This window comes from Micromonospora sp. NPDC047762, from assembly GCF_043204655.1.
Taxonomy (GTDB): Bacteria; Actinomycetota; Actinomycetes; order Mycobacteriales; family Micromonosporaceae; genus Micromonospora.
This window is the reverse complement of the sequence record NZ_JBIDCQ010000012.1, coordinates 117,761-137,933: the sequence shown is the minus strand read 5'-3', so window position 1 is coordinate 137,933 and position 20,173 is coordinate 117,761. Positions and strand designations below refer to the sequence as shown.

General features: G+C 73.2%; 18 protein-coding genes. 6 read left to right on the top strand and 12 right to left on the bottom strand.

Annotation, left to right across the window (positions count from 1 at the left end; all coding sequences use genetic code 11):
• Window positions 1-290: 290 nt before the first annotated feature.
• Both ACGF3C_RS30070 and ACGF3C_RS30065 read left to right on the top strand, forming a co-directional pair.
• On the top strand, window positions 291-1,754 hold the full coding sequence (locus tag ACGF3C_RS30070; protein WP_393227076.1) for a glycosyltransferase family 4 protein: 1,464 nt from the start codon (window positions 291-293) through the stop codon (window positions 1,752-1,754).
• Between the two features lie 343 nt (window positions 1,755-2,097).
• Window positions 2,098-2,742, top strand: coding sequence for a maleylpyruvate isomerase N-terminal domain-containing protein (locus tag ACGF3C_RS30065; protein ID WP_393227074.1), 645 nt, complete (start codon window positions 2,098-2,100; stop codon window positions 2,740-2,742).
• 417 nt (window positions 2,743-3,159) lie between these two features.
• Here ACGF3C_RS30065 and ACGF3C_RS30060 read toward each other — a convergent pair whose 3' ends face one another.
• The 4 genes from ACGF3C_RS30060 to ACGF3C_RS30045 all read right to left on the bottom strand — a co-directional run bounded on the left by ACGF3C_RS30060 (window position 3,160) and on the right by ACGF3C_RS30045 (window position 8,317).
• The gene (locus tag ACGF3C_RS30060; protein ID WP_355009019.1) at window positions 3,160-4,443 is read right to left on the bottom strand and encodes a citrate synthase; all 1,284 of its coding nucleotides are present in this window, start codon (window positions 4,441-4,443) and stop codon (window positions 3,160-3,162) included.
• Between the two features lie 232 nt (window positions 4,444-4,675).
• On the bottom strand, window positions 4,676-6,727 hold the full coding sequence (locus ACGF3C_RS30055) for a sulfatase-like hydrolase/transferase (protein ID WP_393227072.1): 2,052 nt from the start codon (window positions 6,725-6,727) through the stop codon (window positions 4,676-4,678).
• Window positions 6,720-8,150, bottom strand: coding sequence for a methyltransferase domain-containing protein (locus ACGF3C_RS30050; RefSeq protein WP_357232923.1), 1,431 nt, complete (start codon window positions 8,148-8,150; stop codon window positions 6,720-6,722). The genes ACGF3C_RS30055 and ACGF3C_RS30050 overlap by 8 nt, the downstream gene beginning before the upstream one ends.
• Before the next feature lie 17 nt (window positions 8,151-8,167).
• Complete coding sequence (locus tag ACGF3C_RS30045) at window positions 8,168-8,317, bottom strand: hypothetical protein (protein WP_165947858.1); 150 nt, start codon at window positions 8,315-8,317, stop codon at window positions 8,168-8,170.
• Window positions 8,318-8,517: 200 nt separating this feature from the next.
• Here ACGF3C_RS30045 and ACGF3C_RS30040 point away from each other — a divergent pair, with 200 nt between their 5' ends.
• On the top strand, window positions 8,518-9,363 hold the full coding sequence (locus ACGF3C_RS30040; protein ID WP_393227175.1) for an arginase family protein: 846 nt from the start codon (window positions 8,518-8,520) through the stop codon (window positions 9,361-9,363).
• Between the two features lie 11 nt (window positions 9,364-9,374).
• Here ACGF3C_RS30040 and ACGF3C_RS30035 read toward each other — a convergent pair whose 3' ends face one another.
• The 5 genes from ACGF3C_RS30035 to ACGF3C_RS30015 form a co-directional block, all read right to left on the bottom strand.
• A complete protein-coding gene (locus ACGF3C_RS30035; RefSeq protein WP_393227174.1) occupies window positions 9,375-10,664 on the bottom strand; it encodes a glycosyltransferase in 1,290 nt (429 codons plus the stop codon).
• Between the two features lie 2 nt (window positions 10,665-10,666).
• Window positions 10,667-12,925 (bottom strand): ArnT family glycosyltransferase, encoded by a 2,259-nt coding sequence (locus ACGF3C_RS30030; RefSeq protein WP_393227071.1) that lies wholly within the window; start codon window positions 12,923-12,925, stop codon window positions 10,667-10,669.
• Window positions 12,926-12,969: 44 nt separating this feature from the next.
• A complete protein-coding gene (locus tag ACGF3C_RS30025) occupies window positions 12,970-14,469 on the bottom strand; it encodes a sensor histidine kinase (RefSeq protein WP_393227069.1) in 1,500 nt (499 codons plus the stop codon).
• Complete coding sequence (locus tag ACGF3C_RS30020; protein ID WP_393227172.1) at window positions 14,447-15,187, bottom strand: response regulator transcription factor; 741 nt, start codon at window positions 15,185-15,187, stop codon at window positions 14,447-14,449. The genes ACGF3C_RS30025 and ACGF3C_RS30020 overlap by 23 nt, the downstream gene beginning before the upstream one ends.
• A 119-nt stretch (window positions 15,188-15,306) precedes the next feature.
• Window positions 15,307-15,537 (bottom strand): hypothetical protein, encoded by a 231-nt coding sequence (locus ACGF3C_RS30015; protein WP_091408172.1) that lies wholly within the window; start codon window positions 15,535-15,537, stop codon window positions 15,307-15,309.
• A gap of 201 nt (window positions 15,538-15,738) precedes the next feature.
• Between ACGF3C_RS30015 and ACGF3C_RS30010 the strand changes: the two genes are divergently transcribed.
• From ACGF3C_RS30010 to ACGF3C_RS30000, 3 genes are all read left to right on the top strand, one after another.
• Window positions 15,739-16,686, top strand: coding sequence for a serine/threonine-protein kinase (locus ACGF3C_RS30010; protein WP_393227067.1), 948 nt, complete (start codon window positions 15,739-15,741; stop codon window positions 16,684-16,686).
• Window positions 16,687-16,780: 94 nt separating this feature from the next.
• Window positions 16,781-17,206, top strand: coding sequence for an OsmC family protein (locus ACGF3C_RS30005; protein ID WP_124819422.1), 426 nt, complete (start codon window positions 16,781-16,783; stop codon window positions 17,204-17,206).
• Between the two features lie 470 nt (window positions 17,207-17,676).
• On the top strand, window positions 17,677-18,528 hold the full coding sequence (locus ACGF3C_RS30000; protein ID WP_357232777.1) for a hypothetical protein: 852 nt from the start codon (window positions 17,677-17,679) through the stop codon (window positions 18,526-18,528).
• A 24-nt stretch (window positions 18,529-18,552) separates the two neighbouring features.
• Here the strand turns inward: ACGF3C_RS30000 and ACGF3C_RS29995 are convergent, their stop codons facing one another.
• From ACGF3C_RS29995 to ACGF3C_RS29985, 3 genes are all read right to left on the bottom strand, one after another.
• A complete protein-coding gene (locus ACGF3C_RS29995) occupies window positions 18,553-19,074 on the bottom strand; it encodes an ATPase (RefSeq protein WP_357232779.1) in 522 nt (173 codons plus the stop codon).
• Between the two features lie 114 nt (window positions 19,075-19,188).
• On the bottom strand, window positions 19,189-19,635 hold the full coding sequence (locus ACGF3C_RS29990; RefSeq protein ID WP_355009026.1) for a response regulator: 447 nt from the start codon (window positions 19,633-19,635) through the stop codon (window positions 19,189-19,191).
• A gap of 85 nt (window positions 19,636-19,720) precedes the next feature.
• Window positions 19,721-20,068, bottom strand: a complete 348-nt coding sequence (locus tag ACGF3C_RS29985; RefSeq protein WP_393227064.1) for an STAS domain-containing protein — start codon at window positions 20,066-20,068, stop codon at window positions 19,721-19,723.
• Between the last annotated feature and the right edge of the window lie 105 nt (window positions 20,069-20,173).

Below are 20,173 nucleotides of genomic sequence, written 5' to 3'. Positions count from 1 at the left end.
TGCGCACCGGCCGAGACCGCCCGCGCGCATGCAGGTAGTGCCCCCGGCCCGGGCGCGCCAATCCATCCTTCCAGGCGCTGCCCGGAAACCACCCGTCTGAGCGGGCAACACCACTCAGGTGTCCTCCGTCACGATGACCCTTTTCGAGGTGCGTTCTCGGGCCGGATGGACTTTCCTTGATCGGGGACAAGCGTTCGCGCGTGCCCGCCAGGCCCTCGGCCACCCCTTACACCTCTCGCTCCGCCGCCACCGACGCCGGCGCGCACCACCATGCACGGACGGAGATTGATGTGACGACCCTGCGGGTCGACGAGCAGCTCGCTGCCACCAAGGACCGGGCCCACCGGCCCACCCTGACCTCCCGGCCCCAGCTCCCGACCCAGCCAGGTCTTCCCGCGCCGTCCGGCCTGTCCGCGCAGCCCGGCGCTGTCGTGCCGGCGCAGCCCGGCCCCGGGGTGCCCCCGCAGACCCGTCGCATCCTCATGCTGTCCTGGGAGTACCCGCCGGTGCTCGTCGGCGGCCTCGGCCGACACGTGCACGCTCTCTCCGTCGCCCTCGCCGCCGCCGGCCACGAAGTCACCGTCGTCACCCGCCACAGCGAAGGCGCACCCCTGGAGGAGTACGCCGACGGCGTCCGCATCCTGCGCGCCCCCGAAGACCCCGTCACCTTCCCCCTCGCCACCAGCTCCCTCCTGGCCTGGACCATGGCCTTCAACCACACCCTCACCCGCACCGCCCTGCGCGCCACCCAGGCCGGCGCCTACGACGTCATCCACGCCCACGACTGGCTCGTCGCCCACACCGCGATGACGTTGCGCGACCACCTGGACATCCCGCTGGTCAGCACCATTCACGCCACCGAGGCGGGCCGGCACCAGGGCTGGCTCCCGGAGGAGATGAACCGCACCATCCACGGCGTCGAGCAGTGGCTCAGCAGCGAGTCCAACCGGGTGATCGTCTGCTCCGGGTACATGCGTGACGAGGTCAACGCGCTGTTCGGCGTACCGGCCGGACGGGTCGACGTGGTCGCCAACGGCGTGGAGCCGCACCGCTGGCAGGTGCCCGCCCGTGCCGTGGCCGCCGCCCGCGCCCGCTTCGCCGGGGACGGCCCGCTCGTCACCTTCGCCGGCCGCCTCGTGTACGAGAAGGGCGTCCAGCACCTGATCGCGGCGCTCCCCCGACTGCGCGAGCGGCACCCCGGCCTGCGTGCCGTGATCGCCGGCGACGGCCCGTACCGGGCCGAGTTGGAGGCCGAGGTGCACCGCCGCGGCCTGGGCGGCATGGTCACCATGCCGGGCTTCCTGGGCGGCACCGACCTGCCGGCGCTGATGGCCGCGTCCGACTGCTTCGCCGTGCCGAGCATCTACGAGCCGTTCGGCATGGTGGCCCTGGAAGGCGCCGCGGCCGGCGCTCCCCTGGCCGTCGCCGCCACCGGTGGCCTCGGCGAGATCGTCGAGCCGGGCGTCACCGGAATGACCTTCCGCCCGCACGACCCGGACAGCCTCACCGACGCCGTGGACGCGCTCCTGTCGGACCCCGACCGCTCCCGCGTCATGGCCCGCAACGCCCGCCGGACGGTCCGCGACCAGTACGGCTGGGCCGCGATCGCCCAGCGCACCGCCGCCAGCTACGCCGCCGCCATCCACCACGACGCCGCGTTCACCGCCGAGCGCGCCGAGCAGCGGATGTCGCAGGGGCGCGCCCTCCCGGCACTCCCCGAGGGCAACCTGCTCGCCGCCGCCGGCCTGCGCTGACCCTGCTGTCCCGGCTCGGCCTGGGCTCGGCCCGGCTCGGCTCGGCCCGGCTCGGCCCGGCTCGGCCTGTTGATCGACTCGGCTTTCTGGAAGTCGGGGTGTCCCAGTGCCGGGAACACCCCGACTTCCTGTAACGCGAGTCGATCAGGCGGTATTGGGCGCGCAGCTGGCCGGGCCGCTGGGGCGCGTGCTCACTGTGCCGGGCCGCGCGCTCAGTGCCGGGCCGCGCGCTCAGTGCCGGGCCGCGCGCTCAGTGCCGGGCCGCGCGCTCAGTGCCGGGCCACACACTCGGCGCCGGGTCGCGTGCTCGGCGCTGGGCGGTGGGGACTGTCAGAATGTGCGGATGTCTCGCCCTGCCGACGCCCTGGATGCCAGCTTTCCGGTCGCCGCCTCGATCGCCCTGGACCTGATCCGACGCCCCGAGGTGTCCGAGCAGTGGTCCAGCCCGAGCGCGTTGCCGCACCTGTCCGTGGGTGGCCTGGCGTGTCACCTCGGACGGCAGGCGGTACGCGCGGCGGAGCTGCTGCCGATGCCGACCGACCTGCCCACCCTGGGGTCCGCCGACAAGCACTACGAGCGGGCCGCGTGGGTCTCCGAGGGCTCCCCGGACAAGGACACGGTCGCCTCCGGCCCCGATGAGGCCGACGCCGAGCGTGGGCCGGCCGACCTGCACGCCCGTTCCGCCCAGGCGCTGACGGAGGTGGGGGACCTGCTCTCCCGGGGTGCCGCCCGCGAGGTCGTGCCGATGCCGTGGCAGGGCTGGTCGCTGCGGCGCGGCGACTTCCTGCTCACCCGCCAGTTGGAGATCGTGGTCCACTCCGACGACCTGGCGGTGAGCATCGGCGTACCCACGCCGGAGTTCCCGGCGGACGTCTTCGAGCCCGTGCGCGACCTGCTGGTCCGCCTGGCCGTCCGCCGCCGTGGCCAGTCCGCGCTGATCAGCGCACTCAGCCGCACCGAGCGGGCCCAGGACATCTCCGCCTTCTGACCGCCCGGCCCGTCGCCGATCACCCACCACCCAGGTCCGCCCGGTGACCGGGTCCGCCCCGTGACCACGCCGCTCGGTGACCGGGTCCGCCCGGTGACCGGGTCCGCCCCGTGACCACGTCCGCCCCGTGACCGGGTCCGCCCGGTGCCTGGGTCGCCCGGTGACCAGCGGTCCGCCCGCTGCCGGTGCCTGGCGGTCGGGGCCTGCCCCGGCGCCACCGCGCATGATCGACTCGGCTTCCTGCAAATCGGGGCATCTCAGCACGAGGGACACCGCGCCTTGCAGGAACCCGAGTCGATCATGCCGGGACGGGACGGGACGGGACGGGACGGGACGGGACGGGGCAGCCCAGCGCGGAAACGCGGCAGGCCGCCGACCCGGTGGGGTCGACGGCCTGCTGGTGAAGCGAGGAACGGGTCAGCGCTCGTTGAAGGGGACGTAGTCCCGCTCGGCGGAGCCGACGTAGACCTGCCGCGGACGGCCGATCTTGGTCTCCGGGTCGTTGATCATCTCGCGCCACTGGGCGATCCAGCCGGGGAGCCGGCCGAGCGCGAAGAGCACCGTGAACATCTTGGTCGGGAAACCCATGGCCTTGTAGATCAGGCCGGTGTAGAAGTCCACGTTCGGGTAGAGCCGACGGGAGACGAAGAAGTCGTCGGCGAGGGCGATCTCCTCCAGCTCCATGGCGATGTCCAGCAGCGGGTCGGGCTTGGCCATCCGGCCCAGCACGTCCTGCGCGGCCTTCTTGACGATCGCCGCCCGCGGGTCGTAGTTCTTGTAGACCCGGTGGCCGAAGCCCATCAGCTTGACGCCGTCCTGCTTGTCCTTGACCTTGCGGACGAAGGACCGGACGTCGCCGTCACCGGCGTGGATCTGCTGGAGCATCTCCAGCACCGCCTGGTTGGCGCCACCGTGCAGGGGGCCGAAGAGCGCGTTCACGCCGGCCGAGACCGAGGCGAACAGGTTGGCGTTGCTGGAGCCGACCAGGCGGACGGTCGACGTGGAGCAGTTCTGCTCGTGGTCGGCGTGCAGGACGAACAGCATGTCCAGCACCTTCGACATCACCGGGTCGACCTCGTACGGCTCCGCCGGCACGCCGAACGTCATCCGCAGCAGGTTGTCCACGTACCCCAGCGAGTTGTCCGGGTACAGCAGCGGCTGACCGATGGACTTCTTGTACGCGTACGAGGCGATGGTGGGGACCTTCGCCATCAACCGGACCGTGGAGATCTCCACGTGCTCGGAGTCGAACGGGTCCAGGCTGTCCTGGTAGAAGGTGGACAGGGCGCTCACCGCGGACGAGAGCACCGCCATCGGGTGGGCGTCCCGGGGGAAGCCGTCGAAGAAGCGACGCATCTCCTCGTGCAGCAGCGAGTGCCGCCGAATCCACTCGGTGAACTCGGTCAGCTGCTGCTCGGTCGGCAGCTCACCGTAGATGAGCAGGTAGGAGACCTCCAGGAAGGAGGACTTCTCGGCCAGCTGCTCGATCGGGTATCCCCGGTAACGCAGGATGCCCGCGTCGCCGTCGATGTAGGTGATCGCGGATGAGGCAGCGGCGGTGTTGACGAAACCGGGGTCGTACGTCGTCATCCCGGTTTCCTTCAGCAGCTTGCTCACCCCGACACCGGCGGGGCCCTCGACCGCAGGATGCACCGGCATCGACAGCTGCCCACCGGGGTGATCGAGCTTGACTTCCGTCATGTGGTTCCTCGCTTCGCCGGCAGATCTACGTTGAATTGCCTTCGCTTCTACCGTAATTGCGGCTCGGGGGACAACGCCCGCCGTGGTTCGGCGGTGAGGTATGCGTCACCCGATTCCCGACCGGGCGGCCGGGAAACCCGGTATCCCGCCAGACGGGACCGGACCGGCCCGAACCCGGAAGCCCGGGCCGGATCAACCCCGGACATCAGGCCGGACGGACCCGGAAGCCAGGTCAGGAGAGGGTGAGGCGTCGCAGCGTACCGTCCGTCGCGACCTGGAAGACGTCGAGCTGATTGGTGCCGGCGTGGAACAGCTTGTCGTCGGCGAGCAGCGCGGCGAACCGGCGTCCGCCGGGGTCGGGCGGCACCACCGGGACGACGGCCCCGATGCGGCCGTTGACGGCGACGGCGAGGAGGGTGCCGTCCGGGATCCGGTCCGGGACGTCGCCCCAGACCAGTGCCGGGAGGGTGCCGGTGTCCGGGTCGGTGGCGGTGAACGCCGCCAGGTCGGCGACCCGGGCGCTGCCGGCGGCGGGGCCGGCGCGTACCTCGGTGCCGACCAGAGGGTGGGGCGTCGGCAGGGGCGGTGGGGCGGGCACGCCACCGGGGAAGGTGACCGGTTCACCGGGGCGGTCGTAGAAGTGCTTCGTACCGTCGGTGCGGGGGGCCTGCCGGGCGGAGCGGCCGTCGACAGGCCAGGGCAGCCGGATGCCGGCCTCGTCGGCCACGGTCGGCAGCAGGTCGACGTGTTCCCAGTTGCGGTCGTCCACCCGGCCGGTCTGTTGCCGGGGTTCCTTGACGAACGTCGGCACCCAGGCGACCTCGCCGGCAGCGGCCTTGATGGCGTCCATGCCGCGGCCCTGCGCGCCGGGGTGGAAGCTGACCCCGTGGTCGGCGGTCACCACGACGAGGGCCTGGTCGTAGAGGCCGTTGGCGCGCAGCGTCCGCAGCGTCTCGCCGATCAGCCGGTCGGTATAGCCGAGCTGGGCGAGGTGCCGCGCCCGGGCCAGGTCTACCCAGCCGGCGCCGTCGTTGGGCAGGTCCTCGGGGGCGTCGTAGCGCGCCCCGGACGGCAGGTACGCCCACGGTGAGTGGGGCATCAGCAGGTGCAGGAAGTGCAGAGTGGGCCGGGTGGTCGGCTTCAGCCCGGCCAGGAAGCTGGTGAACCGGGCCGGTTGGTTGTCGTCCAGGCTGTCCCAGCGGAACTTCGGGTCGGCCGGCACCGGTTCGGCGGCGTCCAGGCCGGCCTCGGCGCGGGTCTGCTCGCGGTAGGAGTCTTCCGGGTCGACAGCGCTCTCCGTGGGCCCGGCGACCCGGCCGAGCAGCTTGCCGGTCTCCCGGACCAGCACCCCGAGCCCCTGCTCCGGGGTTACCGGCTGCTCGCAGCGACTGGGTGGGCAGAGCCTGGTGATGCTCTCCTCGGCGCGGATGTCGTACAGGCCGCCGAAGGCGGTGAAGATGTTGTCCGGGTACTGCGAGTAGTGCGGGGCGACCGGCTTGGCCGGGTAGCGCCCGGTGAGCATCGCCGGCAGCGCGTTGGGCGTCCACCCGCTGACCCCTGTCGAGTTGCGGTACCAGGTGGAGCCGCCGGCCAGCTCGGCGAAGTGCGGGTACCGCCCGGCGTCGATCTTCCCGTCCGCGCCGAGCAGGCTGACCAGTGGCAGCTCGTCGAGGATCAGCATGACCACCGGCGGGTGCACGGCCGAGCCCTGCGCGGTGCCGGCCGCGCCGCCGTCGCCGCGCGGCAGGACCACCGCCGAGGTCGGCGAGGCGAGCAGGAAGAGTGCCACGAAGGCCACCGGGCCGGCGGCGGCCAGTCGCAGCACCCGGCCCGGCGCCCGCCACCGCCGGTGCGCGGCGGCGCCGGCGGCTCCGGCCAGCACGGCCACCAGCAGCAGGGGTACGCCCCGAAGTGGCGTGACGTGTCGGCCCACCTGCACGGCGAGGGCGGCGACCAGCAGCCCGACCAGCCCGGTGTGGGTGACGGCGCGGGCGGTCCGGCCGGCCAGTCGGCTGAGCGCGCCGAGCACCGCGACAGCGGCCGTGGGCAGCACCGTCACTAGGGCGAGCAGCAGCAGGATCTGGGTCGGGTCGGCGCGGTGGAAGAGGAAGAAGTCGGGGCTGCGGCCGAGCACGTCCAGCAGCGGTTGGGTGACCACGAGACCGACCAGCGCGACGATCTCCAGCAGCCGCCCCCGTTCAGCGCGCCAGCCCCGGTCCCACCGCGCGGCGGCCGGCGGCGGGTCGTCCGCTGTCGACGGGGCGGCGGCGACCGGTTCAGCCACCGATCACCGTTCGGTAGAGCGTGCGGGTGCCCGAGGGCAGTTCCAGCCGGTCGGTGATCCGTCCCCGGGCGGCGAGCAGCGCCTCGAAGGTGTCGCGTCGGTAGTCCGGGAAGAGACCGGCGGGCTTGTTGGCCAGCAGCCGGGTCGCCATCGGGTCCTCCGGGTGGACGAACTCCACCACCACCGCGCCGCCCGGCGCGGTCAGCCCGGCCAGCCAGTCGATGACCTCCGGCAGCGGCACGTTGCGCCCGATCGCCAGGTGGTGCACCACGGCCAGGGCGAGCACCACGTCGGCGGACGCCCGCTCGGCGAAGCCGGCCCGCTCGACGCCCCGCCAGCCGCCGCCGGGCGAGGGGTCGGCCAGATCCAGCACCAGCGGCAGGATGCGGCGCTGCCCCTCGGAGCGCAGCTGTCGGTACAGCTCGTCGACGACGGTGGGGTCCTGCTCGACGGCGACCACGTAGTCGGCGTGCCCGGCGGCCAGCCGGGAGTAGCGGCCGTCGTTGGCGCCGAGGTCGAGCACCAGCCGGGGGCGGGTGCCGGCGGCCACCGCGACGGCCACGAACTGCTCCTTCGCCACCCGGTCGCGGGCCGAGTAGCCGCAGGTGCGTTGGTAGTCCGACCAGTGGCTCTCGGGCGGGCGGCGGTCCAGCTTGCGGACCAGTTTCTCGATGCCGCGGACGGTGGCGAGCAGCAGCTCCCGGGAGAAGCCGGCGGCCCGCAGTTGGTCGCGTACCTCGGTGGTGCTGGCAGCGGCGTTGCGGTGCTGCATGGCCCCGTGCAGGTGCAGGTGGGTCAGCACGCCGGGGCGCAGCCGGCGGGTCCCGTTGAACAGCGGCCGTAGCTCGTCGGCCTCGATGCCGTCGACCCGCGCGCGCAGCCACGGTTGGAAGTCGACGCCCAGGTGGGCGGTGAGCAGCAGCGGGTAGAGCACTGTCTGGCAGAACTGCCGGTAGCCGGCCCACGGTTCGCCGTCGCGGACCGGTTCGAAGGAGCCGATGTCGATGAAGACGGGTTCGGCGCCGCGCCACTGGAGGTTGTAGGCCGAGCCGTCCTTGGTGGTGAAACCCTCGCCGAGCGCGGCGGTCAGGATCTCCAGGTGCAGCAGGGCCGCGTCGCGCAGCATGCTGAACGACCACTCGTACGGGTGGGAGACGAACGGGATGCGCTCGTGGCGCAGCACAGCCGCCCACGGTGTTCCGCCAGCGGCCTGCACCAGGGTGGGCGGTGCGTCCTCGGTGGCGCAGACCTTGCGGGCGGCGACGAGCGCCGGGAAGAACGTGCTGCCGGTCAGTGCCCGCCAGTGCTCGGCGGCCTGGGGATCCAGCCCGCGCAGCACCTCGTCGCCGACGTGGAAGACCCGGTTGGCGGGGTCGCGGAAGGAGGCCGGCTCGGGCCGTACCTCGGTGGGTGAGATCGCCATCGTCGGAGCAGGTCCGCTCAGCGCTGGTCGGTGGGTTGCCGGCGGAACCGGTCGACCAGCCGTCGCCAGTAGAGTTTCGCGGCGACCGCGGCGCCCGCCACCCCACCGACGACCGCCTGCACGATCAGGCTGCCGGACCCCGCGTCCAGGTAGGCCAGATGTTCCACCGATCGCTCCTTGCCCTCGCCGCCTCGACACCGGCGTCCAGGGCGTACACCGATGAGGCTTTTGACCCAGAAAGCCGGACTTGTCCCTCACCGTACGCCGCTCGTCCTCGCCGTCGCGGGCACATCGGCGTACTCCCAGCCGCACCACAGAATGCGGCCGGGACGGCCGGCCACGCCGGTACGCTGCGGACGTGCCGTGGATGATCGTGGACGCGCCGCTGGGCTCCTCCGGAGGCGGGCGCGGCGAGGAGAGGGCTCCGGCCGCGCTGCGCCGCGCCGGCCTGCGCGAGGCCCTGGCCGCCGACGACGACGGGCAGATCGACGAGGCGCGGTTGCGCGACCCGAACCCCGACCCGGTCAGCGGGGTGATCGGCGCGGCGGGCCTGGTCCGGGCCGGTGGCGCCATCGCCGCGCGGATCGGCGCGCTGATCGCTGACGGCCACCGACCACTGGTGCTCGGCGGCGACTGCGCGATCCTGCCCGGCATCTGCCGGGCCCTACCCCCGGCGACCGACCTGTGGTTCGTCGACGCCCACCCGGACTTCCTCGACGGCACGACCTCGCCGAGCGGTGAGGCCGCCGACATGGACCTCTCGGTGGTCACCGGTCACGGCCCGGTCGCCGTCGGCCCCGGCGGCGCGCTGATCGAGCCCGGCCGCGTCCACCTGCTCGGGCACCGCCCCGCCACCGACGAGAGCAGCCGGGTCGAGGCGGCCCGGATCGACCCGGCGATCCACCAGATCAACGCCGCCGAGCTGCTGCGCCGGGGCGCGGCGACGGTCGGCGCGAGCCTGGCCGCCGACGGCGACGGGCCGGCCTGGCTGCACCTCGACCTGGACGTGGTGGACCCGCGAGACCTGCCCGCGGTGACCTACCCCGAACCGGACGGCCCGCGCTGGGCGGATCTGATCGCGCTGGTCACGCCGTTGGCCCGCGCCGACCGGCTGCTCGGGATGAGCGTGACCGACCTGAACACCGATGAGGACCCCGACGGGCGGCACACCCGACGCGTCGTCGAGGTCCTCACCGAGATGCTAGTCGACTGACCGCCGGTGAATCAGGTACGGCGGTGGTGCATGCCGAGGCGCAGCAGCACGAAGCGCAGCACTGTGGCGGCCAGGTTCGCGGCCACCAGCACGGCCAGTTCGACCGGCCGGGCCGGTACGGCAGAGACGAGGTGCAGCACCGCCAGCGCGCCACTTGTCAACGCCAGACCGAGCGCGAAGGCGAGCAACCCCTGCGCGTGATGCCGGGCTGCGTGCCGGCGTCCGCTGATGCCGAACGTCAGCCGCCGGTTCGCTGCCGTGTTCGCCACCGCGGTCAGCAACAACGCCAGGAGGTTCGCCGGTTGCGCGCCGAGCACGCTCCGGGTAGCCAGGAACAGCAACAGGTACGCGAGCGTGCTCGCCGCCCCGACCGCCGCGAACCGGACCAGCTGCCGGGGCAGCCCGACCGGCACCGGTCCTGGCAGCGCCCGGCCGGGCTGGGCACCCGGCCCGGTCAGTGGCGTCCCACCCGGCCCGGCCAGCGGCTGGGCACGTGGCGCGGTCAGCGGTGCCCGGCCGAGCTGCGCGCGCAGGTCGGCCAGAGGCAGCGTCCCGGTCAGCAGCGCCCGGCCCAGCCGACCCACGCCGCGCAGGTCGGCCAGGGCGGTGGCGACGATGTCCACGCGGCTGTCCGGGTCGTCGACCCAGTCCACCGGCACCTCGTGGATGCGCAGCCCCGCCCGCTGGGCCAGCACCAGCAGCTCCGTGTCGAAGAACCAGCCGGTGTCGCGCACCACCGGCAGCAGTTCCGTGGCCACGTCGGCCCGGATCGCCTTGAACCCGCACTGCGCGTCGGAGAACCGCGCCGCCAACGCACCGCGCAGCAGCAGGTTGTAAGCCCGGGAGATCACCTCCCGTTTGGTGCCACGCACCACCCGGGAGGTACGCGCCAGCCGGGTGCCGATCGCCAGGTCGGAGTGGCCGGAGATGAGCGGCGCGACAAGTGGCAACAGCGCCGCCAGGTCGGTCGAGAGGTCCACGTCCATGTACGCCAGCACCGGTGCTGACGACGCCGACCAGGCGGCCGACAGCGCCCGCCCCCGCCCCTTGGCGTCCAGGTGCAGCACCTCGACGCCGGGCAGTTCACCGGCCAGGCCGTCGGCCACCTTCAGGGTGTCGTCGACGCTCGCGTTGTCGGCGACAGTGATCTGGAACGGGTACGGGAAGTGTGCGCTCAGGTGGGCGTGCAGTCGTCGTACGCACGGCCCGAGGTCGACCTCCTCGTTGTGGACCGGGATAACCACGTCCAGCACGGCGGCGGTGGGTCGGGCCTGGATGGCGGGCCGTGGTCCGCCAAGCACCGTCACGACGCCCCCGCAGGGGCGCTGAGGTCGTAGAGGGTGACCCCGTCGACGGTCTGCGCCGTGAACGTCTCCGCGACCCAGGCGGCGATCTCCTGGGAGGCCGCGCTGCCGCCGTTGGCCCGGAAGCCACCGCCACCGACGAAGTAGTGGACCTTTCCGTCGGCCACGTAGCGCTGAAACTGCGCCAGCGTCGGTGACGGGTCACTGCCGTTGAACCCGCCGATCGCCATCACCGGTTCACCGGTGGCGAGCTGGTAACCGGACGCGTTGTTCGAGCCGATGGTCGCGGCCACCCACGTGTAGTCCGCGCTGTCGCGCTCCAGCAGCTCGCGCAGTGCGGCGCTCGGCTCACGGGCGTCGAGCAACCCGCCCATGCCCCCACCGGCCGAGCGTCCCTGCCCGCCGGTGGCGCCGGGGCCCTGGCCGCCCGGGAAACCGGGTGCGCCGTCACGACCACCGCCCGGGAAGCCGGGCCCCTGACCGCCGTTGCGGCCGCCGTCCTGCCCGCCGCCGTCCTGCCCGCCACCGTTCTGCCCGCCGCCGTTCTGGCCACCGCCGGGGAGCTGACCGCCGCCCGGGAGGCCGCCCGGGAACTGACCGCCGCCCGGGAACTGGCCGCCGCCGGGGAGTTGGCCGCCGGCCGACAGTTCCATGCCGCCGGGCGGTCGCCCGCCGGGGAAGCCGCCCCGGCCGAATCCGCCCGCCACGAACGGGCCGGCGCTCGGGATCGACCCGGTATGGGGGGTCGCGGCGGTCTGCACCGCGTACGCCACCGGGCCGGCGAGGGCCGCCGCCGCGCCCAGGCCCAGCACCACCGGCACCAGGCGGCGGGGCAGCCGGGTGACGAGCAGGAGCAGCACCGCGCCGACCAGACCGGCGACGAGCACGGTCGTCCGCAGCCACGGGTACCAGTCGGGGCTGCGGCCGAGCAGCACCCATGCCCACCAGACGGTTACCGCGAGGGTGCCGGCGAGCGTCGCCGCGGCGGCCAGCGGAGTCCACCGCTGCCAGCGCGTGCCGCCAGGCGCGGGCTGCAGTCGGCGGTGCCGCCAGAGCAGCGTCACACCGATGCCGACGAGCGCGCCGATCGCCGGTGCGAGCGCCACCGTGTAGTAGGCGTGGAAGATCCCGGACATGATGCTGAAGATCAAACCGGTGACCAGCAGCCAACCGCCCCAGAGCAGCAGCCCGGCCCGGGTGCGGTCGGTGCGGGCCGCCCGCCCGGCCAGTAGCAGACCGGCGACCAGCAGGATCAGCGCGGCCGGCAGCAGCCAGGAGACCTGACCGCCGATCTCGCCACCGAACATCCGCAGCACGCCGTTCTGCCCGGAGAACGGGCCACCACCGCCGCCCGGCCGGGGGCCACCGCCGCCGACGCTGCCGACCTCCTCGCCGGTGATCCGGCCGAGGCCGTTGTAGCCGAGGGTCAACTCGAGGATGCTGTTGCCCTGCGAGCCGCCGATGTACGGGCGGGCGCTCGCCGGCACCAACTCGACGAGCGCCACCCACCAGCCGGCGGCGACCACCACCGCCAGCCCCGCCAGCAGCAGCTGCCGGACCCGCCGCCACAGCCCGGTCGGCGCGGCCAGCAGGTAGACGCCGGCGAAGACCGGCACCACAAGGAACGCCTGCAACATCTTGGTGAGGAAGCCGAAGCCGACGAGCACACCGACAAGCACGATCCACCGGGTGCTCGCCGTCTCCAGCGCGCGCACTGTGGCGTACGCCCCGGCGACCAGCAGCAGGACCAGCAGCGCGTCGGGGTTGTTGAACCGGAACATGAGCGTCGCCACCGGGGTGACCGCGAGGACCGCGCCCGCGATCAGACCGGCGGCCGGCCCGTACCAGCGCTTCACTGTCGCGTAAAGCACGCCCACCGAGGCGACCCCGCAGAGCGCCTGCGGCACGAGCATCGCCCAGCTGTTCAGCCCGAAGATCCGTACGGACAGGGCCATCAGCCACAGCGATGCGGGTGTCTTGTCGACGGTGATGGAGTTGGCGGCGTCCGACGAGCCGTAGAGGAACGCCTTCCAGCTCACCGAGCCGGCCTGCACGGCCGCCGCGTAGAACGAGTTCGCCCAGCCCGACGCGCCCAGCCCCCACAGGTAGAGCAGGCCGGTGGCGAGCAGCAGGATCACCAGCGCGGGCCGGGCCCAGGCCGGCGGGCGGCGCGTCGGCGGCGAGTGCTCGTCGGGGCGGGCGGCCGTCGGCGGCTCGGGTGCGGCGGGTGCCGTCGGCAGGGTCTCTGTTCTGTCCATGCGGCCAGCCTCGGCGGCCAGGCTGGCGCGACCCCGTGCGCAGACTATGCGTCAGCTGTGGGATTCGGCAGCCGGACGGTGAACACTGTCCGACCCGGACGGCTCTGCACCTCGACCGTGCCGTGGTGGGCCTCCACCACCGCCGCGACGATGGCCAGGCCGAGGCCGGTGCTGCCGTGCGCGCGGGACCGGGAGCTGTCGCCCCGGGCGAAGCGCTCGAACATCTCCGGTTGCAGCTCCACCGGCACGCCCGGCCCGTCGTCGGCGACGGTGAGCACGGCGCTGGCGGCGTCGACGGCAAGGGTGGTGGTGACAGTGCTGCCGGGCGGGGTGTGCACCCGGGCGTTGGTGAGCAGGTTCGCCACCACCTGGTGCAGCCGGGCGGCGTCGCCGGGCACCCGGATCGCCACGTCGGGCAGTTCGAGCTGCCAGCGGTGCTCGGGGCCGGCGACGTGCGCGTCACTGACCGCGTCCACCAGCAGGGCGGTCAGGTCCACCGGTTCGACAGCGAGCGGCCGGCCGGTGTCGAGGCGGGCCAGCAGCAGCAGATCGTCGACGAGGCTGGTCATCCGGGTGCTCTCCGACTCCACCCGGCGCAGCGCGTGCGCCACGTCGGGGGGAACCTCGTCGCGGCCACGGCGGGCCACCTCGGCGTAGCCGCGGATCGCCGCGAGAGGCGTCCGCAGTTCGTGGCTGGCGTCGGCGACGAACTGGCGTACCCGGGTCTCGCTGGCCTGCCGGGCGGAGAGCGCGTCGGCGACGTGGCCCAGCATCCGGTTCAGCGCCGCCCCTACCTGGCCGACCTCGGTGCGGCCGTCGGTGTCGGCGGTTGGCACCCGGACGGCGAGCGCCACCTCCCCACGGTCCAGGGGCAGTTCGGTGACGCGGGTGGCGGTGGCGGCCACCCGGTGGAGCGGTCGCAGGGTCGCCCGCACGATGAGCGCGCCCGCCACACCGGCGAGGAGCAGCCCGACCGCGGCCACCCCGGCCTGCGCGGCGACAAGTGCCCAGATGGTCTCCTGGACGCCGGAGAGGGGGATCGCGACGACGCGTACCTGGCCTCCCCAGTACTGGCGGGCCACGGCCCGGTAGTCACCGCGGTCGCCGAGGTCGACGGTGCGCGGTCTGGCGTCGACCGGTAGGTCGGCCAGTACGGCGACCTCCCCCACCTGGACGGGCTGCGGGTCGGGGAACGCGTTGGAGACGCTCTTGGTCAGGGTGCGGGCGCTCGTCACGCGACCGTCGGTGATCTCGGCGACCACCACGCCGGACGGCAGCCCGGGTGGGATGCCCGGTCCGTCACCGGGGAAGGCCGGCCGTCCCGGACGGTCGCCCCGCATGGCCGTCGCGGGGGCCAACTGGGCGTCCAGCCGGTCGATCAGGAAGTGCCGCAGCGCCACAGTGGTCAGGCCCCCGATCGCGACGCTCACCAACGCGAGAAGCGCGAGCAGGGCAAACACCAGTCGGGTACGCAGGGAGCGCCCGGCCAGCCAGCCACGGGTGGCGCGCAGTGGGCGGCGCCTACTCGGCGGGTCGGAGGACATAACCCGCACCGCGCAGCGTATGGATCATCGGTGCCCGGCCGGCGTCGATCTTCTTGCGCAGGTACGAGATGTACAGCTCCACCACGTTGGCCTGGCCCCCGAAGTCATAGTTCCACACCCGGTCGAGGATCTGCGCCTTGCTGAGCACCCGGCGCGGGTTGCGCATCAGGAAACGCAGCAGCTCGAACTCGGTAGCGGTGAGAGTGACGAGCTGGCCGGCCCGGCGGACCTCGTGGCTGTCCTCGTCGAGGCTGAGGTCACCCACGGTCAGCACCGCCTCCTCCTGCGCGGCGATCGCCAGCCCGGAGCGGCGCAGCAGCGCACGCAGCCGGGCGATGACCTCCTCCAGGCTGAACGGTTTGGTGACGTAGTCGTCGCCGCCGACGGTCAACCCGGCGATGCGTTCCTCGACCGCGTCGCGGGCGGTCAGGAAGAGCACCGGCACGGTGGGGGCGTGCTCGCGCAGCCGGCGCAGCACCTGGAAGCCGTCCAGGTCGGGCAGCATCACGTCGAGCACCACGGCATCCGGCTGGAACTGTCGGGCGGTGCTCAACGCCGCCATGCCGTTGCCGGCGGTGCGGACCTGCCAGCCCTCGTAGCGCAGGGCCATCGACAGCAGGTCGGTGAGCGTGGGTTCGTCGTCGACCACCAGCACCCGGACGGGTTCCCCGTCGGGGCGACGCAGCTCGATCCGGCTCGGCGCGGCCTGCCCGTTCATGACCATGGGCCCCATGGTGGCCGCCACGCCTGTGCCGCGCCCCTGCGGAAGCTGTGCGCGGGCTGTGCGGGCGGGCCGACGCGACGCCGCCGACACCATCGGTCAGCCCCGCCTCGTGGTCACTCGGACACCCCGTACGCGTCGGTGCGCACGAACCGCATGCTCCAGCCGCCGGCCTCGTCGGGCCGGTCGCGTTCGTAGAGGTGGTCGGGGCCGGGCTGCACCGGCCCAGTGCCGTCCGGGTGCCGCATGATCCAACGCTGGGGTGGGGCGCCGTCCGAACCGGCCGGCAGCAGCCGGACCAGGCCGTCCGCGGGCCCGCCGACGAAGCGTACGGTGACCTCGCTCATCGCGGCGCCCCCTCGGGTGACCGTGCCGGCACAATCGGTGACACCGGCTCTGGCTCGCAAGCTACCGCACCGACCGCTCCGGCGCAGCGAGGTGCGCGGGGCCCACGTGCCCCGGACCGGGCTCGGTTTGCCCAGTTCGGAGGGCGGGTACCGCGATCGGAGCAACCCGGCCGTCGGCCGGGCGAGGACGAGGAGCGGTCGATGCGGATGCTGGACGAGCGGTACCGGCTCGAGCAGCGCATCGGTGTGGGCGGGATGTCCGAGGTGTGGCGGGCCTACGACCAGGTGCTGGACCGGCCGGTCGCGGTGAAGCTCATCTCTCCCGGCCGCGACGATCGGGACGGCCCGGTGGACCGGATCCGGGCCGAGGCCCGGTCGGCGGCCCGGCTGGAACACCCCAACGTGGCCAGCGTGCACGACTTCGGCACCTCCACGACGTGGCCGGGCCGACCGGTGCCCTACATCGTCATGGAGTTGGCCGAGGGTGAGACGCTCGCCGTGCACCTGCGCGCCGGGCCGCTGGACTGGCAGATCGCGGTGCGGGTCTGCGCGGAGGTCGCCGCCGCGCTGGCCGCCGCGCATGCCGAGGGCATCGTGCACCGGGACGTCAAGCCCGCCAACGTCATCCTCACGCCGGCCGGGGTGAAGGTGCTCGACTTCGGCATCGCCATCGCCGCCGGAGAACCCGACCCGATGCCGACCGGCATGGTGCTCGGCACCCCGGCGTACCTGGCGCCCGAACAGCTGGACGAGGCGCCCGCCACCCCCGCCGCCGACATGTACGCCCTCGGCGTGCTGCTCTACTACAGCCTGACGGCCCGCCTGCCCTACCGCGCGACGACCTCCAGCGAGTTGCTTCTCGCACGCCGCTGTCAGCCACCGGAGCCGCTGCCCGACATCGCCGGGCTCCCCCCGGAGGTCGCCGAGCTGTGCCACTCCTGCCTCGCCGAGGACCCCGAGCAGCGTCCGACCAGCCTGGTCGCCGCGCTGCTGCTGGCCGAGGCAGTGGACGCCCGGGTGTACGTGCCGATGACGATCCCGACGACCCGCCGGCCGGCCCCGACGTCGCCGTGGACCGAACGGGCCGCCGCGGAGGCCACCGAGGCGGTGGTGCTGGTGGACGAGCCGAACCTGCCCGCCGGGCGCTGACGGCGCGACCCCGTGGCGTTTGACGGCGCGACCCCGTGGCGTTTCGCCGGGCGGCGAAGGGGTAGCCGGCCTGGTGAGCGACGGGAGAAACGCGATGCCGGATCAGAGTTCCTGGCTGCGTGAGGCCACAGCGACCGCCGAGGGCGGTCACGTACGCACCGACGATGGCGGGCTCTCCACCGCGCTGGCCTCACCGCTGGCGCCGCACTGCACCGGGCTGACCCCGGAACAGTTGCTGGCCGCGGCCTTCGCCTCCTGCCTGCATCACGCGGCGGTGGAGGTGGCCGGGGAGATCACCGACGAGGCGCACACCGTGCAGGTCCGGGCGGAGGCGAAGCTGGGGCGGGACAACGACGGCCGGTACCGGGCCGACGTCCACGCGGAGATCTCCTCAGCCGGGCTGAGCCGGGATCAACTGGCCGACCTGGTCGAGTACGCCGACCGGCTCTGGCCGTTCTCCAGCAGCGACGCCAGTCGCCACCGCCTGACCGTCACCCCAGCCGAGAACGGCCGCCACTGACCCAGGCCCCAGCCTGCCCGCCACCCCGCACGCCCACCGCGCCGACCCTGCACCTTCGGTCGCCCCACCGCGCCGTTCTTGCGCACGCGCGCGCCCCATCGCGTCGATCTTGCACTTTCGGTCGCCGAAATGAGGGGTATGCCCCTTATGCCGCGACAGCAAGTGCAAGATCGGCGAGCAGGGCACGGAGCCTGGGGCGGTGCGGGCGGGCGGGTCGGTGGGGGCCGGTTGGTGGAGGTGCGCCTCGGCTGTTTGGCTGACCCCTGATGGGGGCTGCAGATGCGGCCTGCGGAGGGGCTCGGCGAGCGGATTCACCCGGCAAGTCGGGAATAACCGTCTGGCGTACGTCGCGAGGTTGGTCGACTCTGCTCCCGCTTTGCCCATTGAAGTCGGCATGATCGGGGCAAATTGTGGCGCATGCCACCGTACGGGCTGGTGGCATCGCGCATTCAGCTCTTTAGCCTCGTCAGGTGCACCCCGACGACCCCTCCGCCCAGAAGCTGACCGACGCGCGCCCGACCACCCCTTCGGACGACGCCGCCTCAACCGAACGGACGATCGGCCGTCACCGCGCTGCCGAAGCGCCGCGGCGGGCCCTGCTGGGCTCGACCCCGGTGCGGGTGGCGCTGGCCACCGGCGTCACCTGCTGCCTCAGCCTCGTCGCGGTCGCCACCGCGCGAGGCAACGACGACACCCCGCGTACGGTCGAGCCGCTCGCCGAGGCGGTGGCCGACCGCGCCGCCATCGCCGACGAACGCGCCTCCCGGTCGCTGGACCGCGACGCCGCCCCCGCCCGGGTCCTGCCCCCCAGCCCGACGGCGAAGCCCACCCCCACCCCCACCGCCGTCCGCAAGGCGCCCAAGAAGCCGGTCAAACCCCGCCGCCCCCGGCCGGTCGCCGGCCTCGACCAGGCGCAGATGGACAACGCGAAGATCATCGTGGACGTCGGCCTGGAGATGAAGATGCCGCGCCGCGCCCTGGTGGTGGCACTGTCCACCGCCATGCAGGAGAGCAACCTCTACAACCTGGCCAGCGACGTCCTGCCGGAGTCGGCGGAGTACCCGAACCAGGGCAGCGGGTCTGACCACGACTCGGTCGGGCTGTTCCAGCAGCGGCCCAGCAGCGGCTGGGGCACGGTTGCCCAACTGATGCGCCCGTCCTACGCCGCGCGGGCCTTCTACAGCGCGCTCAACGAGATCCCCGGCTGGCAGGACATGAGCGTCACGGCAGCCGCCCAGGCCGTGCAGATCTCCGCCTACCCGGACGCGTACGCCCAGCACGAGGATCGGGCGACCACCGTCGCGGCGGCGCTCACCGCCTGAGCCGGGCTCCCACGCCCGCGTGTCTCAGCGACGGCCCGGCGGAGGCTGCGCACCCTCGTCCACGCCGCCGACCCCGACCCGGCTGCCCGGCACCCCGGCGGCTGCGGTGGGGGTGTCGGCGGGCACCTGCTCGACGGTCACCTGGCTGAGGATCTCGTCCACCCGAACCTCGCGCCGTCGGCGAGCGTCCAGCGCCGCCTCGAAGTCGCGTCGGGCCTGCACGGCCTCCGCGTACGCCCGCTCCCGCACCCGCCGTGCCTCGTCGCGGGCCTCGTCCAGCTCGGCGCGGGCCTGGGCCAGCACCTCGGCTGCCTCGCGCCGCACCGCGTCACCGGCGGGCCGGGTGGCAGCGGCGTCGCCCAGGTCGAGTCGTCGCAGGAGGCCGCCGAGCGCGGCTGCCTCCTGACGAATCTCGTCCCATTCCCCGGCCGCCCCGGCTGCGCCCTCGGCCCGCGCCGCGAGCCGGGACAACCGAACCCCCAACTCGTCCAGGCAGTAATCCACCTGTCGCTGGTCGTAACCGGTCTCAACGACGGAGAACCTCATACTGTCGCCCCCCAGGCAGCTGCTGTTACTTCCCCACCTGGATCCTCGGCCGCGACCGCTCGCGCCGAGGGGGTTCGGGGAAAATGTTCAGCATGCGCGCAGGTGGCGCGAGGCTCAGACCCGCTTGGGCAGCACGACGACCCGACCGAAGAACTCGTCGATGCGGCGGACCACGTCGTTGAAGTCGTCCAGGTCGATCGGCTTGGTGACGTACGCGTTGGCCTGCAACGTGTAGCTGCCGACGATGTCGGTGTCGGCGTTGGAGGTGGTCAGCACGACGATCGGGATGGTCCGCAGATCCTCGTCCTGCTTGACCGCCCCGAGCACCTGACGACCGTCCATGCGCGGCATGTTCAGATCCAGCAGGATCACGTCGGGTCGGCGGGCATCTTCGTGCCGGCCCTCGGCGCGGAGAAACTCCATCGCCTCCTCGCCGTCACTCACCACGTCGATGATCTTGTCGACGTCGGAGTCCGCCAGCGCCTCCTCGATCATCAGCACATCACCCGGGTCGTCGTCGACCACCAGGATGCGTACCGGCTGCGGGCTGTCTGCGCCCATCACTACCTGCCTCGGAGTCGACGGGGACGGGACCCTGACGGTCACCGCGTTGGCGGGGGAAATGCTGGCGGGGAAATCTAGCCCATCAGGAAGCACTGCGGGACGCGGGGTCGACCGACTCCGGTTCGTACCGCAACACGTCGGCGAGGCCGGTCACCCGCAGCACCCGCTCGACCCGCCCGTTGGCACCGGTGAGCCGCAGCCACCCCCCGTCGGCCGCCGCCTGGTTGTCGCCCCGGACGAACACGGCCATCCCGGTGGAGTCGCAGAACGTGAGGTCGGTCAGGTCGAGCAGCACCCGGGTCTCGCCCGCCGCCGTGAGCCGCTCGATCGCGGCGGTCAGCTCGGGGGCGGTGCTCAGGTCCAGCTCGCCCACGAGCCGCAGGCAGGCGCCACCCCCGTCGCGCTCGACGTAGTTGACGCTGAACGTCACCGTTCTCCCCCTCGCTCCACCACGAGGGTGGGACGTTTGCAGTCCGGCAAGTATACGCAGAGCTGACCCGTCCGCCGCCGAGCGCGGTGATCGATCCGGATGCCG

Excerpts from the sequence above, each read along its gene's own strand:
- ACGF3C_RS30065 (WP_393227074.1), top strand. The coding sequence starts at position 2,098 with ATGTCTCGCCCTGCCGACGCCCTGGATGCCAGCTTTCCGGTCGCCGCC.
- ACGF3C_RS30060 (WP_355009019.1), bottom strand. The coding sequence starts at position 4,443 with ATGACGGAAGTCAAGCTCGATCACCCCGGTGGGCAGCTGTCGATGCCG.
- ACGF3C_RS30050 (WP_357232923.1), bottom strand. The coding sequence starts at position 8,150 with ATGGCGATCTCACCCACCGAGGTACGGCCCGAGCCGGCCTCCTTCCGC.
- ACGF3C_RS30040 (WP_393227175.1), top strand. The coding sequence starts at position 8,518 with ATGATCGTGGACGCGCCGCTGGGCTCCTCCGGAGGCGGGCGCGGCGAG.
- ACGF3C_RS30030 (WP_393227071.1), bottom strand. The coding sequence starts at position 12,925 with ATGGACAGAACAGAGACCCTGCCGACGGCACCCGCCGCACCCGAGCCG.
- ACGF3C_RS30025 (WP_393227069.1), bottom strand. The coding sequence starts at position 14,469 with ATGTCCTCCGACCCGCCGAGTAGGCGCCGCCCACTGCGCGCCACCCGT.
- ACGF3C_RS30020 (WP_393227172.1), bottom strand. The coding sequence starts at position 15,187 with ATGAACGGGCAGGCCGCGCCGAGCCGGATCGAGCTGCGTCGCCCCGAC.
- ACGF3C_RS30015 (WP_091408172.1), bottom strand. The coding sequence starts at position 15,537 with ATGAGCGAGGTCACCGTACGCTTCGTCGGCGGGCCCGCGGACGGCCTG.
- ACGF3C_RS30010 (WP_393227067.1), top strand. The coding sequence starts at position 15,739 with ATGCGGATGCTGGACGAGCGGTACCGGCTCGAGCAGCGCATCGGTGTG.
- ACGF3C_RS30005 (WP_124819422.1), top strand. The coding sequence starts at position 16,781 with ATGCCGGATCAGAGTTCCTGGCTGCGTGAGGCCACAGCGACCGCCGAG.
- ACGF3C_RS29995 (WP_357232779.1), bottom strand. The coding sequence starts at position 19,074 with ATGAGGTTCTCCGTCGTTGAGACCGGTTACGACCAGCGACAGGTGGAT.
- ACGF3C_RS29990 (WP_355009026.1), bottom strand. The coding sequence starts at position 19,635 with ATGGGCGCAGACAGCCCGCAGCCGGTACGCATCCTGGTGGTCGACGAC.